Source organism: Sinorhizobium medicae (assembly GCF_007827695.1).
GTDB lineage: Bacteria > Pseudomonadota > Alphaproteobacteria > Rhizobiales > Rhizobiaceae > Sinorhizobium > Sinorhizobium medicae.
Map to the genome: position 1 here is coordinate 339054 of NZ_VITA01000002.1, position 17225 is coordinate 356278.

Here is a 17225-nt window from a genome sequence, read left to right on the forward strand (position 1 = left end):
CCCCGGCGAAAGGAGGTGCGTAATGGTACGCAATGTGGTCCGCGGCCTTTCTCTTGCCGTCCTTCTGACGGCGGCGGTGACGACCTATCCCCATGCGGCAGACTCGCAGGGCGTTGTGAATTGCGCTGAGCGATCGCAAGTCATCGAGTTGCTTACTCGACAATATGAAGAAAAGCAGGCCGCCGTCGGGCAGATCAATCCGCAGGCGGTGATGGAACTCTATGCCGCCGATGGTGGCAGCTGGACCTTGATCGTGACGGACGTTTCCGGCCGAAGCTGCGTCGTTCTTGCTGGAAAAAGCTGGGAGCAGGTCGTCCAGGTCGGTCCGAAGGCCTGACGGCCACCTGAGTGGCGCGCGCAGAGGGAAGCCCGTTCAGCTTCCCTCTGCCGCGAAGCACTTAATCAATTTGGAGCGGGAAAAGTGTGTGCGGTTTTCCGCCCGCACCCCGCTGTATTTCCCTGGTATCGATGACGTTCATGTTTTCAGGTCGACCCGAACTGAAAACATCGTGATCTAGTCGGGTCTGCCGACACTCGCATAGCGGAAGCCGTGCTTTGCGACCTCGTCCTTGCGATAAATGTTGCGCAGATCGACGAGCAGGGGCGTCTTCATGGCGGACCTCAACCGGTCGAAATCCAGCGCACGGAATTCGTTCCATTCGGTGATGATCACCAGAGCATCCGCGCCGGCCGCCGCTTCGTAAGGGTCGCTTGCACAAACCATTCCCTCTATCAGCTTGCGCGCGTTTTCCATGCCTTCCGGATCATAGCCGATGACCTGGGCGCCTGCGTCCTGCAACGCCTGCACGACGGCGATCGCCGGACTGTCGCGCATATCGTCCGTATTGGGTTTGAAGGTCAGTCCGAGAACGGCGATCTTCGAGCCGCGCACTTCGCCGCCGGCGGCCGCAATCACCTTGCGCCCCATTGCCCGCTTCCGATTGTCGTTGACGGCCACGGTGGCTTCTACGAGCCGCACAGGGCTGTCGTGATCCTGCGCGGTTTTAACGAGCGCCAATGTGTCCTTCGGGAAGCAGGAGCCGCCATATCCGGGACCGGCATGCAGGAACTTGGACCCGATGCGGCCGTCCAGCCCTATGCCGCGGGCGACGTCCTGCACATTGGCACCGACCTTCTCGCAGAGATCGGCGATCTCGTTGATGAAGGTGATTTTCATCGCGAGGAAAGCGTTGCCGGCATATTTGATCAGTTCCGAAGTGCGGCGTGTCGTAAATACAAGCGGCGACTGGTTGAGATAGAGCGGCCGATAGACCTCGGTCATCACCTCTCTGGCACGACCGTCGCTGCCGTCCACCCCGATGACGATCCGGTCGGGCCGTTTGAAATCCTCGATCGCGGCGCCTTCCCGCAGGAATTCCGGGTTCGACACTACGGCGACATCGGCCTCGGGATTGGTTTCGCGGATGATGCGCTCGACCTCGTCTCCGGTACCGACCGGAACGGTGGACTTGGTCACGACGACAGTGAAGCCCCGGAGGTTGGCGGCGATTTCGCGTGCGGCCGCGTACACATAGGACAGATCGGCGTGGCCATCGCCGCGCCGCGACGGCGTTCCGACGGCGATGAAAACCACGTCGCTCGCGGCAACCGCTGTCTTGAGGTCGTCGGTGAAGTTCAGGCGTCCGGACGCGACATTGCTCGCGACAAGATGGTCCAGACCCGGTTCGAAGATCGGGATCTGCCCTTTCCTGAGAGCCGAGATCTTGCCTTCGTCCTTGTCGACGCAAACAACGTCATGGCCGAAATCCGCAAAGCAAACACCGGAAACAAGGCCGACATAGCCGGCGCCGATCATCGTGATTTTCATCCGTTTTTCCTTGAATTGGTCTCGAGGATATCGATTAAATAAATGTCATCTAATGAAAAATTAAACAGAATTGAATTCGAAACTGAGCGCAGAAGCACGCGCTTCACATAAAATATCGCTTGTTTTACCATCAGACAATCGTCTGTGCACGACGATAATTCTGTTCATACCATTCGACGAAGCGCGCGACGCCTTCCTCGACCGAAACGGACGGCTTGAACCCGGTCAAGGCTTCAAGCAGGTCCGGGGAGGCAAAAGTGCGCGGTACATCGCCCTGTTGCATCGGCAGCATGTTGTGAATCGCCGGACGCCCCACCGCCTTCTCGACCGTTTCCACGAAGGTCATGAGCTCCACCGGCTGTCCGCCGCCGGTGTTGACGACGCGGAATGGCGCATGACGGGAAAGCGTGTCGGTGGCTTTTTCCGGTGCCACCCGGTTCTCCTCCGCGGGCGCAATATGCGACAGCCGGACGATGCTCTCGACGAGGTCATCTATATAGGTGAAGTCCCGGCTCATCCGTCCTTCGCCATAAATGTCGATCGGCCGGCCGTTGTGGATGGCATCGACGAACTTGAAGAGCGCCATGTCCGGTCGTCCCCAGGGTCCGTAAACGGTGAAAAAACGGAAGGCGGTGGTCGGAACCTCGTAGAGATGCGCATAGCTGTGTGCCATGAGCTCCATTGATTTCTTCGTGGCGGCATAAAGCGTCATTGGCTCGTCGGCCCGATCGGCCTCGGCAAACGGAATCTTCTCATTGGCGCCGTAGATCGACGAAGTGGAGGCGAGCATCAGGTGCTTGGGCGCGATTGCTTTTGCGAGCTCGAGCATATTCCACGACCCGACGAGGTTCGAATCGACATAGGCCTTGGGATTTTCGAGGCTGTAGCGGACGCCCGCCTGGGCGGCGAGGTGGATGATGACTTCCGGTTCGGCGAGCTCGGCTGCCCGGTCGAGTGCGGCCCGGTCCTCCAGCATGGCCCTCACGGCCTTGAAGCCGTTGGAGCGCTGCAGGATCGCGTGGCGACGTTCCTTCAGCGTCACATCGTAGTAGGGCGTCATGCCGTCAAATCCGACGACGAAGTGCCCCTCGTCGATCAGCCGCTTCGCAACATGAAAACCGATGAAACCCGCAGTGCCGGTGATGAGGTAACGCATGACGATTTCCCCCAGTTTGCCCCACATGACAGTTCATACCAGAAAGCCGGTCGATGAAAAGTCAAATCCGTCACCCGCGCGGTTCTTCGAGCTCGCGCTGGAGGGCCGTCAGAACGGACATTGCGTGGCCGGCATACTGGCTGATCCAGCGGTCGTGAATGGCCTGGATCGGCACGGCGTTCAGATGGTTCCACCGCTCGCGGCCCTCGCGCCTGGCGAGAACGAGCCCGGCCTCCTCAAGGACCTTCAAGTGCTGCATCACCGTGCAGCGATCGAGCTTCGTGAATCGCTCGCAGAGCATGCCCGTCGTTTGCGGCTTTTCCTTCAGCGCATCGAGCATCTGCCGGCGCAGGCCGTTGGCCAGCGCTTTGAAAACAACATCGTCTTCCGAATCGTTTGACATGTTATATTTTTATAACATATTATCATCTGGCGCAAACGTCAGGAGGACGTCATGGGTTTCGAATTTCGTGTGAATGGAAGAATTGCCCGTCCCGTGGAACAGGTCTTCGACGCGGTCGTGAATCCGGACCAGCTCAGCCGCTATTTCGTGACCCTCGGCGGTATCAGCGGGCCGCTGGTCGCCGGCGCCACCGTTACGTGGTGGGGCGAGGTTCCGGTCAAAGTCGAGGCCGTCGAACCTAACGAGAGGATCGTCTTTTGTTGGGATGCCATGGTTGCAAAGGACGAGTCCCCCTACCGGACCCGGGTCGAGATGCGTTTCCAGCCGCTCGACGACGGCGCCACCATGGTGACGATCGCAGAGAGCGGCTGGCGGGAAAACGAACAGGGACAGAAGAGTTCCTATCAAAACTGCGAGGGCTGGTCGCAGATGCTCGCCTGCATGAAGGCGTGGCTCGAATACGGCATCAATCTGCGCGAAGGCTACTATGCGAGCGAACTGTCCGGCAAGCCGGCGCTTGAGCCGCAACTATAGGGGATAGAAAGATGACGACCGAGATCAAGGGCGGTATCAATATCGCCATGAAGGTTCCGAGCCATCAGTATGAAGCGGTGATCGCGTTCTACCGCGATATTGTCGGGCTGCCGCCATACGACGAGAAGGCACCGGCGAAAGGCTTCCTCCTCGGCCCGAACCGCTTGTGGATCGACGAAGCGCCGCATTACAGCCAGGCAGAGATCTGGCTTGAGCTTTTCACAGATGATCACGAGGCAGCCCTCGATCGCCTTGCAGCGCACGACGTGGTGCGCTGCGATCAGGTTGAGGAACTGGGCGAGGGCTTCCGTGGCGGATGGATCATGAACCCCGCCAATATCGTGCACCTCGTCCGAGAGCCGGATGCCTGGTAAGCGGACTAAGGTCTGTTGGGATTCGGGATCCCGCCGCGACTTGTTTGATCTCCTCATCCCGGGCTCGTCACAGGGAGCCAGCGAGACAAGGTCCTTGGGCTGAAAGAGCTCCTTCCGCACCGCCGACGCGGCGCTGCCGGATTGCATCTGCCGCATCCGTCCGGGTTCGGAACGGCAGGCCTTTCTTCGCTTGATCACGTTTCCGCCGCGGGTGTATTCCTCTTCCATGCAATGGAGCGATCAAGCCATAATTCTCGGCATCCGGAGGCATGGCGAAAGCTCTGTCATCGCGGAGGTGATGACGCCCGGCCACGGGCGGCATCTCGGGCTCGTTCGCTCGGGCCGGTCGCGTGCCATGCAGCCCGTGCTGCAGCCGGGTAATTCCGTGGAGGTGGTTTGGAGGGCGAGGCTCGACGAGCACCTCGGGGAATTCCGCGTCGAGCCGCTGCAATTGCGCGCCGCGCGGCTGATCGAGACGGCAACCTCCGTTTACGGCATCCAGGCGCTTGGATCACTCCTGAGGCTTCTGCCGGAACGCGATCCGCACCCCCATCTCTACGAAGCGCTCGCCGTCATTGTCGATCACCTGCAGGATCCGGCAGACGCCGGCGAATTGTTCGTACGCTTCGAACTCGCCGTGCTGAACGATCTCGGCTTCGGCCTCGACCTTTCGCGATGTGGAGCGACGGGCGCACGCAGCGAACTCGTCTATGTATCGCCGAAATCCGGCCGCGCGATCTGTCGCGAAGCCGGCGCCCCCTATGCCGAGCGTATGCTTGCCCTTCCGGATTTCCTGTCCGGACAAAACAGGGCGGCTGATCACGAAAGCCTCGCGGCGGCCTTCCGTCTCACCGCCTATTTCCTCAATCGACATGTTTATGAGCCGCGGGGCGTCGATGCCGCGTCGGCGCGGGACGGTTTCGTCCATGCGACCCTGAAGGCGTTGAGGACAGCTTCGTCGGAGGCGCCGCAGTAACGCGACGCCTCCGAAAGATCGGGTCTTCCGTCAACCGATCTTGCCGCCGCCCTGCCTGGTTACCGCAACGACGGCGGGACGCACCGGCATATCGTCACGGAAGTCGGGCCAGCGCGTTGCCGGCTTCTCGTAAGTGGCAAGGCCGGCGTCGCCCGGGTGCTGAACCGCGAGGAAGAAGGTGTCGCTCGTGGGATTGAAGCTTGGCCCGCACATTTCCGCGCCGACCGGCACCCGGAAGAACAGTTTCGAAGTGCCGCGGCCTTCGCCTTCCGTTTCGACAGCCCAGACGCCGTCCGTGCGCCCCGTGTCCTTTTCGTTGTTGCCGTCGGTCGAGACCCAGAGACGGCCATCGGTGTCGATGGCGCAGTTGTCCGGCATGCCGAACCAGCCGTTCTTCGTCGTCGCGGTGGAGAAGGAGGCGCCGACTTCGGCGACAGCAGGATCGCCGCACTTCAGCAGGACGTCCCATCGGGATTTCGTCGACGCGAAATCGCCGTCCGTTTCCGAGATTTCCACGATGTGGCCGAAAGCGTTCTTGGCGCGCGGATTGGCGGCGTCGATTTCGCCCTCCTTGCGTTTCGTGTTGTTGGTCAGCATGACGTAGACCTTGCCGGTCTTGGGGTTGGGCTGGACGTCTTCCGGCCGGTCCATCTTGGTCGCACCGAGCGCATCGGCGGCAAAGCGGGTGTCGATCAGCACGTCGGCCTGGGAGGCAAAGCCGTTCTCGGCCGTCAATGGGCCTTCGCCATGGACGAGAGGCATCCAGGTCACGGTGCCGTCCTCGTCGAACTTCGCTACGTAGAGCGTGCCTTCGTCGAACAGATCCATGTTCGCGGCCCGGTCGTCCGGGTTGTATGTGCCCTTCGTCACGAATTTGTAGACATAGTCGTAGCGCTCGTCGTCACCGCTGTAGAGGACCACGCGGCCATCCGTGTTGACGATCGATTCGCAGCCCTCATGCTTGAAGCGTCCGATCGCGGTGCGCTTCTTCGGTACGGAGGTCGGCTCCATGGGGTCGACCTCGACCACCCAGCCGAAGCGGTTTGCTTCGTTCGGCTCCTTCGACACGTCGAAGCGGTCGTAGAATTTCGACCATTCATACTGGCCACCCGGAGCGCCGAGGCGCTTCATCTGCTTGTATTCGGGGTGATCCTCGGCGATCTCGCCGCCGAAATAGCCGTTGAAGTTTTCCTCGGCCATCATGTAGGTGCCCCAGGCGGTGATGCCGCCTGCGCAATTGTTGAGGGTGCCGAAGACCTTCCTGCCGGTCGCGTCGGATGGAGTCTTGACTCGCTCATGACCGGCCACCGGGCCGGAAAGCTGCATCTCGGTATTGGCAGTGATGCGGCGGTTGTACTTGCCGTCGAGGACCGGCTGCCACTTTCCGTCGACTTTGCGGATTTCGATGACCGTGCCGCCATGGGCGGCCATTTCGATATCGACCAGCTCCTTGGTATATTCGCCGAGAACGACCTTATCCTCTTCCTTCCCGTCTTCCGTCACCTTCTCGATGCGGGCGAAGTTCGGAAACATGATCTCGGCATTGGTATATTCGTGATTGACGACCAGCAGGCCGTGGTCCGGATTGCCCTCGAGCGGAATGAAGCCGACATAGTCGTTGTTGTAGCCGAACTGCCGGCTCTGGGCGTCGGCGGTCTGCCTCAGCGGATCGAATTCCGGACTGTCGGCAAAGATCTTGTCGCCCCAGCGCAGCAGGATGTCGGCGTCGTATCCCTCGGCAACATGGTGGGTCTCGTCTACGCCGGCTTCGATCTCCTTGAAGTCGAAGGTCGGCGCTCCGCCCTCAGCCCGGGCCTCCTCAGCCGTCAGCAAAGCAAGCGGGCTGACCGTGGTGGAGATGGCCGCGACAGCCAGAGAGCCGCCGATGAAGGACCGGCGCGAGAACCGGCGGTTGATGATGTCGCCCATGGTCGGGTTGGTGGAACAGTTCTTGCCGATGTCTTCCAGTTCTTCCCTGCGCTCCGTCAGCGTCCTGAATTCGGCTTCGTCGTCAGGCACGAGAAATTTGTCCATGATTCTCCCCATTGAGCTGATAATGCGCCGTCGACTTCCCGGCGCCCGTTCCGCTTTACCAGCGAGTTCATGACAGCTCTGCGACAGTTGGGTGAAGAGATTGCTGCGCCGGCGCGAGAATTCGTATCGCTCAAAAGTTCTGTGAATCTGCAGTTCTCAGGCTCAGGATATTTTCAGCGGCCGTTTCGCGCTAACGTTGTCCGAATCGATCCTGACTATGACCATCCCGGGGGAACTGATGCTCGAGTCCATAGCTCTTCTAGCCTTTGTGATGGCGCTCGCCGCCTTCCTTGGCGGCCGCAAGACGGCCGAGCGGCTCGATCGGGAAATCGCGAGCCTCAAGGCGGAGATCGCGCAATTGGCGAAAGAAGGGGCGGGAGGGACGACCCCGGACCTCGCAGCCGCCAAGCCTACAGAGACTGGCTTTCCCACCGCCGCTGAGACGGACGCGGCGGCCCATGGTCCCTGGTCCGGGGCGCGGGAAGACGCGCGGATTGCTGCCGGCGAATCGGCGGCGGAGGTCGAAAGCGAAGCCACCGCCGCGCCGGTAGCGCCCCCCGAAGCGGCCGCGTGGGCCGAAAGCCTCGAGAGTCGGATTGGCGGCCGGTGGCCGGTCTGGGTTGGCGGGCTGGCCCTGGCGCTGGGTGGCTATTTCCTCGTGCAGTATTCGATCGAAGCCGGGCTCTTGAGTCCGGCGGTCCGCCTGGTGCTTGCCGCAGTTTTCGGGCTTGCTCTCGGAATTGCCGGCGAGGTGATCCGGCGCGGGGCCGAGCCTGCGATCGAAGACCGGTTTCGCAACGCGATGATTCCCGGTGTGCTGACCGCCGCCGGAGCCGTGACGCTCTTCGGTGTCGTCTACGCGGCCCATGGCGTTTACGGCTTCATCGGAACTGGCATCGCCTTCGTCCTGCTGGCGCTGATTTCGCTTGCGACCGTGGGGCTTTCACTGCTGCACGGGCAGGCGCTCGCCGGTCTCGGCCTCCTGGCCTCGCTCCTGACACCGCTCTTCGTATCGAGCGGAGAGCCGCGCCCCTGGGTGTTGTTCGGGTTCCTCGCGGTGGCCTGGCTTGCCACGCTTGCCGCGTCGCGCCTGCGTAGATGGAGAGCCGTGCCGACGCTTGCCAATGCCGGCCTGGGGCTTTGGGGACTTGCCTATGTAGCGCTCGCCACGCCATTCGAGGCGCCTCCGGTCACCTTCGCGCTACTGGTGATGGTCGCGGGTGTCGCGCTGATCTGGCCCGGCCGGGCGGAGCCGAGCGCGGAGGCGAGCCGGGCACCGCCAATCGGTGCCGCCACTGAGCCCGGCGCGTGGGAAAGGCTCTTCACGCCGCCTCATCTTGCCGTAAGCATATCGGCGGCGATCGTCGCGACGGTTCTGTCCCTTTTGTTCATCAGCCCGGCGGTCGATGCCGCGCATTTCCCGGTAAGCGAGTTCATGGTGATCGTCGTCGCCCTCGCGGCGGCAGGCTCATTGAGGCCCTCGGCGGCCTATGCGGCACTGCTTGCCGCCATCGGCGCCGTCGTCGGCACCTGGAGTTTGACCGCGCTCAGCGGTGTTCTTGGATATTTTGATCCCTCATTCGCCGATTCATCCCCTGCGATTGTCGTCCCCGGCCGCACAGCCATGCTGACGGCCATGACCCTTTCCGGCGCCTTCGTCCTCTTCGCGGTCTTCGTCCTTCAGCGCCGCCCGGCAGACAACCGGCAATTTGCGGCGCTGTGGGCGGGCATCGCCGCCGTGGTGCCGAATGCGCTTCTGGCCATGTCGTTCGTGATGACTGGCAATTTCGCCTTCGACCTGCCCCATGGCCTTGCCGCGTTTGCGGGCGGCCTGTTCCTTCTCGGTCTCATCGAATGGCTCAATCGGCGGGACGCCGGCGAAGTGGCTGCCGATGTCGATCAGGGGCTGCTGGCACTCGGTTCCTTCGGTCTCTTCGTCATTGGGCTTCACGCCTGGACCGACGGCCTGGTGACCACCCTGGCGATCGCGCTTCTCGGGGCCGGATACAGCTTCGCCACACGTCTGCGCTCCTGGCCGATTCTCCCCTGGGTGACGGTGGCCGGCGCGGTTGTCATTCTTGCGCGCATTGCCTGGGAACCGACGATCGTCGGGCCGGGCACTCTCGCAACGACTCCGGTCTTCAACGCGCTGCTCCCGGGCTACGGCATTCCGGCACTGCTGCTCGTCGCCTCAGCCTATTTCCTGCGGGTGTGGCCGGACCTGCGCGTACGCAACCTGCTGCAGGCGCTCGCTAGCCTCTTCGTCCTGCTGACGCTAGCGATACTCGTGCGTCATGCAATGAACCACGGCGCGCTCGACAGCTCCGTCCCGACACTCGGCGAACAGGCGATCTATACGCTTCTCGCCATCGGCGCTTCGGGGATATTCATGACGCTGGATGGAAGGTCCCCAAGTCCGGTGTTCCGCTATGGAGGCATGGCGCTCGGCGTCCTGTCCATGCTCTCCGTGCTTGCGGCGCACCTTGTCGGCCTGAACCCCTATTTCAGCGGAGAACTGCTCGGCAGCGTCCCCTTCTTCGATCTGCTTCTCATCGGCTATCTGCTGCCCGCTATCGGCTACTCGGGTCTTGCCTGGTATGCACGCCGCAGGAGGCCGCTGCCCTATGTCGCGGCGCTCGCCGTCAGCGGCGCCGTGCTCGCCTTCGCCTGGGCTACCTTGAGCGTTCGCCGCTTCTGGCAGGGTCAGAACGTTGCCGACTGGAAGAGTTTCCTGCAAGGCGAAACCTACACCTATTCGGTCGTCTGGCTCGTGCTCGGCGTGCTGCTGCTCGTGGCCGGCTCGCGTTTCGATGCAAAGAGTGTCCGGATTGCTTCGGCCGTTCTCGTCTTCGTTGCTGTACTCAAGGTCTTTTTGGTTGATATGTCCAATCTGGAAGGTTTCCTGCGGGCGTTGTCCTTTATCGGCCTCGGGGCCGTACTGATCGGCATCGGGCTCTTCTACCAGAAAATATTGTCGAGCAGCTCCGGCGACGCCGGTGAAGGGGCTCGCCGCGCATGAGCCGGATTCCCGCATTGGCGGCTGCCTTCGCTCCTCACGCCGAACTTGCCGGCGAACTCCTTCCGCATGCCTTTGCCGCCGAAGACGGCTCGCACGATGCTTCGCACCTCATTCGCGTCTGGAAGAACGCGCTCCGGATTCAGGCGGAGGAGGGTGGCGACATACGCCAGCTCGCCGCCGCCGTGCTGCTGCATGACTGCGTTTCCGTCGAAAAGAACTCGCCGTTGCGGGCCGAGGCGTCGCGGCTGGCGGCCGAAAAAGCGTCCGCGGTCCTTGGCGACCTCGGCTGGAGCCCGGCCGATATTTCATCCGTCGCCCATGCGATTCTGACCCACAGCTTTTCGGCCAATCTTGCACCGGAGACGCTCGAGGCCGGAATTCTTCAGGACGCGGATCGCCTCGATGCCATCGGCATGGTCGGCGCCGCGCGTTGCTTCTACATAGCAGGGCGCATGGGCAGCGGTCTCTACGATCCGCTCGACCCCTTGGCCGAGGAGAGACCGCCCGACGACAAGGCCTTTGCGATCGATCACTTCGAAACGAAGCTCTTCCGTCTCTCCGGCGGCTTCCAGACCGGAGCCGGCCGGCGTCTGGCTTTGGAACGTGAAGCCCGGCTGCGCAGCGTGCTTGCCATGATGCTCGACGAAATCTAAATCCTTCAAAGGATTACCGCGGCCGCATGATTCATTTTGCGAGCGCTCTGAATCAATTTCGCAACATGGAACAGTGTGATGAAAGTGACCGGCCTCAGCATCCACCCTTTAAAGAGCGGTCGTGCGGTACCGCAGACGGCCGTGACGGTCGATCTCGACGGGCTGGCGGGTGACCGGCGCTTCATGCTGGTTGAGCCCGACGGACATTTCATCACCCAACGCGAATTGCAGGTGCTGGCGCAGGTCCAGGCGGAGCAGGTGGACGGCGGCGTTCGCCTCAGGATGAACGGCCAGGAGCTCTCCATTCGCTTCGATCCGGACGACCGCCTCGACGTCCGCGTCTGGTCGAGCGATGTCAATGCCGCCGTCGCTGACGACGTGTCCAACGACGTGCTGTCCGGCTGGTTCGGACGCGCAGTCAAGCTCGTCCACATGGATGCTGAGGCCGAGCGTTTCGTCGGTGCCGAATGGGCAGGAGCGGCCGCGCCCGTCGGATTCGCCGACGGCTTCCCGATTCTGGTCACGACGACGGGCTCGCTCGCCGACCTCAACCGAACTCTGGTCGAGAAGGGGCAGGAGCCGGTCGGCATGGAGCGCTTCCGCACCAACATCCTCATCGATTGCGACGAAGCCTGGGCCGAAGATCTTTGGGAAAGTATCGAGATTGCCGGCATCACCTTCGATCTCGTCAAGCCCTGTTCGCGGTGCATCATGACGACGCAGGATCAAACGACCGGCGAACGTATGGGGGGCAACCCGATCCAAGGTCTTGCGGAAAAGCGCATGTCTGCGGACCGGCGCGTTCCCGGCGTGCTCTTCGGCTGGAACGCCGTGCCCCGAGGCGAGGGGATCCTCAGGCTCGGCGATGCGGTCAAGGTCGTGCGCCGTCGCCATGAGCGTTGGCCGATGAAGATGCGTTCCGCCGGCTGAGACCCGTCCGCAGGAAGCTGCGCTTGCGGGCGGGGCATCAATTCCTGTGATCGCATCGTCAATTTAATTGGCTTCCCCCGAGGCGGGCACCACCATAGGATGGCCCCTCATCATCAGGAGCTTGTCCATGTCTGCCGTTTCTCCCGCAGTCACCCGGCCACTCGATCGCAGCGGCTTGCCCTGGCTCATCATCGTCGCCGGCTCCATCATCGCGATGCTGACCTTCGGTCCGCGCTCCGCCATGGGCTTCTTCCAACTGCCGATGCTTGCCGAAAAGGGCTGGGACCGGACGACCTTCGGCCTCGCAATGGCGTTTCAAAATCTCTGTTGGGGCCTTGGCCAACCGGTCTTCGGCGCGATCGCCGACAAGTTCGGCACCTGGCGCGTGCTCGCGCTTTCCGGCATCGTCTACGCGGCAGGCCTGATCCTGATGGCCTTCGCGGATGCGCCGATCTGGCTGCATATTGGAGGCGGCGTTCTGGTCGGTCTCGGGGTTGCGTCCGGCTCCTTCGGCATCGTGCTTTCCGCATTCGCGCGCAATGTCGTGCCCGAGCAGCGTTCGCTCGCCTTCGGCATAGGCACCGCCGCCGGCTCGGCCGGCATGTTCCTCTTCGCGCCGCTGAGCCAGGGCCTCATCTCCGCCTATGGCTGGTCAGACAGTCTCGTCTACCTCGGGCTCTTGATGCTGCTCGTCCCTCTCTTCGCGATTCCGTTGCGCGGCAATGCCGCTTCCGGCAGCCAGTCGGCGACGATGTACAAGCAGACGGTCCGCGAAGCGCTTAGGGAAGCACTCGGTCACAAGAGCTATCTTCTGCTCGTCTCGGGCTTCTTCGTCTGCGGCTATCAGGTCGCTTTCATCACCGCGCATTTTCCGGCCTATATCGGCGATCTAGGCATCGATGCCCGTTATGCTGTGATCGCGCTGGCATTGATCGGCTTCTTCAACATTATCGGCTCGTTCTCGGCCGGCCTGATCGGTCAGCGCTATTCGAAGCCCTATTTTCTGACGCTGATCTATCTTGCCCGCTCGGTCGCGGTTTCGGCCTTCCTGCTGCTGCCGCAGACGCCGACCTCGGTCATCGTCTTCGCGGTCGTTATGGGCCTGTTGTGGCTGTCGACGGTGCCGCCGACCAATGGACTGGTGGCGATCATGTTCGGAACGCGGCATCTGGGCCTGCTTGGCGGCATCGTCTTCCTGTCGCACCAGATCGGTTCATTCCTGGGCGTGTGGATGGGCGGATATCTTTACGACCGATTCGGCTCCTACGATCCTGTCTGGTGGGTGGGTGTCGCGCTCGGCATCTTCGCGGCCATCGTTCACTGGCCGATCGAGGAGCGCGCCGTCGCACGCCCGGCAACAGCTTGATCGGCAAAATCCCGCGATGCGTCCGTTGAGAGGCGGACGCATCGTTTCCCATCCGGCGCGCTTGAAATCTGTCACAAAACTTTCTAAATCAGTCACGGCGGCTTAGCCGCTTTTGTTTTGCACCAATTATGCTCAATGTGAGCATAATTGTATCACCGGCACGGTGAGAGAGGAGATCCCGATGACCACTCTTAACCTTCGCAAGGATGCGGCGCCCGCTCCGGCCTTCGTGAGCGCTGCGGCACGCTTCGGCGTCATCGAAAAACCCGATCTCGCCTTCACCCCGGCTGTCGCACGCGAGACCGAGCATCTCTACGAGAAGGTCAAGGACTTCATCCCCGCATTCGAGTGGGCGGCCTATGCGCCCTATGTCCATGCGATCAACCGGCTGAAGAAGGAACGCAACGCGGTCATCCTCGCTCACAATTACCAGACGCCGGATATTTTTCACTGCGTGGCGGACATCGTCGGCGATTCGCTCCAACTCGCGCGCGACGCCACTAAAGTGGACGCCGAGATCATCATTCAGTGCGGCGTGCACTTCATGGCCGAGACGTCGAAGCTGCTCAACCCGGAAAAAACGGTCCTCATTCCGGATGCCAGAGCAGGGTGCTCGCTGTCGGAGTCGATCACCGGCGCGGATGTGCGGCTCCTCAAGGAGCGCTATCCGGGTGTGCCGGTCGTTACCTATGTCAACACATCGGCCGATGTGAAGGCGGAGACCGACATCTGCTGCACCTCGTCCAACGTGCTGGCAGTGGTTGAAAGTCTGGAATCCGATACCGTGCTCTGCATCCCCGACGAATATCTGGCGATGAACGTGGCGCGAGAGACGAACAAGAAGATCCTGACCTGGAAAGGTCACTGCGAGGTTCACGAGCGTTTCACGGCAGCCGAACTCCTGGCTTACAAGGAAGCCAATCCCGGCATCGAGATCGTCGGCCATCCGGAATGCCACCCCGACGTCATCGCCGTCTGCGACTTCTCCGGATCCACCTCGGGCATGATCAATTACGTCAAGGACAAACGGCCTCAACGCGTGCTGCTCGTGACCGAATGCTCGATGGCATCGAATATTCAGGCGGAGGTCAAAGGCGTGGATTTCGTAAAGCCCTGCAATCTGTGTCCGCACATGAAGCGCATCACGCTGCCGAAGATCTTCGACAGCCTGCTCACCATGACGGAAGAGGTTCTGGTCGACCCCGCGATCGCCGACCGCGCGCGGCTCGCAGTCGAGCGCATGGTGAACCTCAAGCAGTGATCGTTCGGCCGGAGTCGTTCCGGCAGGCATGCCGAGGCATGCAGGGTTCAAATACTGCGGCAGATTTGCGTGTCAGAGAGGACGCGCGGCGCCGCAGGTCTGGAGGAGTGCTGAGCCATGTTGACCGACCATTTTCGTCCGCAATCCTTCAACGGGATCGATGACATCGTCATCGTCGGCGGCGGCCTTGCAGGGCTTTTCTGCGCGCTGAAGCTGGCGCCGCGTCCGGTCACGATCCTTGCCGCCGCACCGATCGGCTACGGCGCCTCCTCGGCATGGGCGCAAGGCGGGATCGCCGCGGCGATGAGCAAGGGCGATACATTCGACAAGCATGTCGCCGACACGGTCGCGGCCGGTGCCGGTATCGTCGACGAGAAGATGACGCGCATGATGGTCGCCGAGGGCCCGGCCCGCATCCACGACCTGCTCGAATTCGGAGTGCCCTTCGACCGCGATCTCGAGGGAAAGCTCATGCTCTCGCGGGAAGCCGCGCATTCCGAGCGACGCATCGTCCGTGTCAAGGGCGATATGGCCGGTAAATCGATCATGGAGGCGTTGATTGCCGCGGTGCGCAATACTCCGTCCATCCGGGTGATCGAGGGCTATGTTGTCGAGGAACTCGTGCGCGAGGGGCGGTTCATCTCCGGTGTCGTTGCACGGCCGGATGCCGGCCAGTCGAAGAGCCGCGTTTCCTTCCCGGCGCGCGCCGTCGTTCTGTGCTCCGGCGGCGTCGGCCATCTCTATGCCGTCACGACCAATCCCTGGGAAGCCTGCGGTCAGGGCGTCGGCATGGCGGCGCGGGCGGGTGCCATCATCGCCGACCCCGAATTCGTTCAGTTTCATCCGACCGCAATTGATATCGGCAAGGATCCAGCGCCGCTCGCCACCGAAGCCTTGCGCGGCGACGGCGCCATCCTCATCAATGCGGAAGGCCGGCGCTTCATGCTCGACATCCACCCGGATGGTGAGCTTGCGCCGCGCGACATCGTCTCCCGCGGCGTCTTCGCGGAAGTTCAGGCCGGACGCGGAGCCTTCCTCGATTGCACGAAGGCCGTCGGCAGGCATTTTCCCGACATGTTCCCGACCGTTTACGCATCGTGCATGGCAGCGGGTATCGACCCGGTGTCACAGCCGATCCCCGTCGTCCCGGCCGTGCATTACCACATGGGCGGCGTGTTGACGGACGGGGAGGGGCGGACGTCCATCGACGGACTCTGGGCGGCTGGCGAAGTGACTTCGACGGGCGTTCACGGCGCCAACCGCCTTGCCTCCAATTCGCTGCTCGAGGCGGTCGTATTCGCGGCGCGCATCGCGGAAAACATCAAGGGCAGCTTGCCGGCGCCGAAGCTCACCTCCTGGGGCGACAATGCCGGCGAGAATGACGATCCCGTGACGGTCGAAGACAGTCCGCCTTTCAAGCTGCTTCGGCAGCTGATGAGCGACTGCGTCGGAGTCGTGCGGACGCGCGAAAGCCTGACCCGCGCGATCCAGGGGATCACGCGGCTCGAGCGGGCCAACAAGCGACTTCGCTTCGCCAATATAGCCACCACGGCCAAGCTCATAGCGGTCGCGGCGCTGCAGCGGACGGAAAGCCGCGGCGGTCATTTCCGCGCCGATTGCCCGGGTGAGCGGCCGGATTGGCAGCGCCGGACCTACCTGACGCTTGCCCAGGCGGAGCGCCTGGCCGTCGAAGTGGCCGAGAGCGAGCCGGCATGACGGCGGCAAAGGCGCAAACTGACACCCTTCCAACCGCAGGAACGACATCATGACCGCCCTTCGCCCCGAACTGCCCGTCCTCATGCTCGAGGAGCAGGTGAAAGCCGCCCTTCTCGAAGATCTCGGCCGGGCTGGTGACATCACCACGCTCTCGACGATCGGACCGGACCGGAAGGCGAGCGCCGAAATGAGCGTGCGCGAAGCGGGCGTCGTGGCCGGGCTGGACCTGGCCCGGACCGCCTTCCGCCTGATCGATCCGTCTATCCGCTTCGAAGCGGTCGCCGCGGATGGCGATCGCGTGGCGTCAGGTGCGACGATTGCGCGAATTTCCGGCCGTGCCCGGGGGATTCTGTCCGCCGAGCGGGTGGCACTCAACTTTCTCATGCATCTTTCGGGAGTCGCGACCTACACGGCCTCTTTCGCCGATGAGATCGCCCATACCGGGGCCAGGGTCTGCTGCACGCGCAAGACGATCCCCGGGCTTCGCGCGCTCGAAAAATACGCCGTCCGCCTCGGTGGCGGCTCCAATCATCGTTACGGTCTCGACGACGCGGTGCTGATCAAGGATAACCATATTGCCGTTTCCGGCGGGGTTGCCGGCGCCATACGGGCCGCCCGGGCTTACTGCGGCCATCTCGTTAAGGTCGAAGCCGAAGTGGATGGGCTTGCGCAGCTGCGCGAAGCCTTGACCGCCGCTCCGGATGTGATCCTGCTCGACAATATGGGACCGGAACTGCTCGGCGAAGCCGTCGCAATCAATGCGGCGCATTGGGGGCTTACCTCCGCTTCCTACGCCGGCGACCTGCGCCGCACCAGGCTCGAAGCATCCGGAAATGTGAGGATCGAAACCATTCGGGCAATTGCCGAAACGGGCGTGGACTACATCTCGACATCGAAGATCACGATGGCCGCGCCGACGCTCGACATCGGTCTGGACGTGTCGATTTAGCCCGCTTCTCGGGGCTTACCACAACT

At 62.4% G+C, this 17225-nt stretch carries 15 protein-coding genes; 11 read left to right on the forward strand and 4 right to left on the reverse strand.

The features are described from left to right. The first annotated feature begins 22 nt into the window (after positions 1–22). On the forward strand, positions 23–337 hold the full coding sequence (locus tag FB009_RS04930; protein WP_028054075.1) for a hypothetical protein: 315 nt from the start codon (positions 23–25) through the stop codon (positions 335–337). 177 nt (positions 338–514) lie between these two features. Here FB009_RS04930 and rkpK read toward each other — a convergent pair whose 3' ends face one another. The 3 genes from rkpK to FB009_RS04945 all read right to left on the reverse strand — a co-directional run bounded on the left by rkpK (position 515) and on the right by FB009_RS04945 (position 3387). Then, positions 515–1828, reverse strand: a complete 1314-nt coding sequence (gene rkpK / locus FB009_RS04935; RefSeq protein ID WP_011974890.1) for a UDP-glucose 6-dehydrogenase — start codon at positions 1826–1828, stop codon at positions 515–517. Positions 1829–1958: 130 nt separating this feature from the next. After that, entirely contained in the window at positions 1959–2984 is a 1026-nt protein-coding gene (locus tag FB009_RS04940; RefSeq protein ID WP_011974891.1) for an NAD-dependent epimerase, read from the reverse strand. Between the two features lie 70 nt (positions 2985–3054). Next, the gene (locus FB009_RS04945; RefSeq protein WP_011974892.1) at positions 3055–3387 is read right to left on the reverse strand and encodes an ArsR/SmtB family transcription factor; all 333 of its coding nucleotides are present in this window, start codon (positions 3385–3387) and stop codon (positions 3055–3057) included. A 51-nt stretch (positions 3388–3438) separates the two neighbouring features. Between FB009_RS04945 and FB009_RS04950 the strand changes: the two genes are divergently transcribed. From FB009_RS04950 to recO, 3 genes are all read left to right on the forward strand, one after another. Then, a complete protein-coding gene (locus FB009_RS04950; RefSeq protein WP_011974893.1) occupies positions 3439–3921 on the forward strand; it encodes an SRPBCC domain-containing protein in 483 nt (160 codons plus the stop codon). 11 nt (positions 3922–3932) lie between these two features. Continuing rightward, complete coding sequence (locus tag FB009_RS04955) at positions 3933–4295, forward strand: glyoxalase/bleomycin resistance/dioxygenase family protein (protein ID WP_011974894.1); 363 nt, start codon at positions 3933–3935, stop codon at positions 4293–4295. A gap of 226 nt (positions 4296–4521) precedes the next feature. Then, the gene (gene recO / locus FB009_RS04960; protein WP_011974895.1) at positions 4522–5271 is read left to right on the forward strand and encodes a DNA repair protein RecO; all 750 of its coding nucleotides are present in this window, start codon (positions 4522–4524) and stop codon (positions 5269–5271) included. Positions 5272–5301: 30 nt separating this feature from the next. Here the strand turns inward: recO and FB009_RS04965 are convergent, their stop codons facing one another. Then, positions 5302–7305 carry a PhoX family protein gene (locus FB009_RS04965; protein ID WP_011974896.1) on the reverse strand — a complete coding sequence of 668 codons (2004 nt, stop codon included), beginning with the start codon at positions 7303–7305 and terminating at the stop codon, positions 5302–5304. Positions 7306–7543: 238 nt separating this feature from the next. Here FB009_RS04965 and FB009_RS04970 point away from each other — a divergent pair, with 238 nt between their 5' ends. From FB009_RS04970 to nadC, 7 genes are all read left to right on the forward strand, one after another. Beyond that, the gene (locus FB009_RS04970) at positions 7544–10324 is read left to right on the forward strand and encodes a DUF2339 domain-containing protein (RefSeq protein WP_011974897.1); all 2781 of its coding nucleotides are present in this window, start codon (positions 7544–7546) and stop codon (positions 10322–10324) included. After that, positions 10321–10977, forward strand: coding sequence for an HD domain-containing protein (locus FB009_RS04975; protein WP_011974898.1), 657 nt, complete (start codon positions 10321–10323; stop codon positions 10975–10977). The genes FB009_RS04970 and FB009_RS04975 overlap by 4 nt, the downstream gene beginning before the upstream one ends. A gap of 78 nt (positions 10978–11055) precedes the next feature. Further along, entirely contained in the window at positions 11056–11907 is an 852-nt protein-coding gene (locus FB009_RS04980) for an MOSC domain-containing protein (protein WP_011974899.1), read from the forward strand. 127 nt (positions 11908–12034) lie between these two features. Continuing rightward, positions 12035–13273 carry an MFS transporter gene (locus FB009_RS04985; RefSeq protein WP_011974900.1) on the forward strand — a complete coding sequence of 413 codons (1239 nt, stop codon included), beginning with the start codon at positions 12035–12037 and terminating at the stop codon, positions 13271–13273. A 181-nt stretch (positions 13274–13454) separates the two neighbouring features. Continuing rightward, positions 13455–14534, forward strand: a complete 1080-nt coding sequence (gene nadA / locus FB009_RS04990; RefSeq protein ID WP_011974901.1) for a quinolinate synthase NadA — start codon at positions 13455–13457, stop codon at positions 14532–14534. Positions 14535–14651: 117 nt separating this feature from the next. Then, on the forward strand, positions 14652–16250 hold the full coding sequence (locus tag FB009_RS04995; protein WP_011974902.1) for an L-aspartate oxidase: 1599 nt from the start codon (positions 14652–14654) through the stop codon (positions 16248–16250). Between the two features lie 49 nt (positions 16251–16299). Continuing rightward, the gene (nadC, locus tag FB009_RS05000; RefSeq protein ID WP_011974903.1) at positions 16300–17199 is read left to right on the forward strand and encodes a carboxylating nicotinate-nucleotide diphosphorylase; all 900 of its coding nucleotides are present in this window, start codon (positions 16300–16302) and stop codon (positions 17197–17199) included. Positions 17200–17225 lie beyond the last annotated feature (26 nt).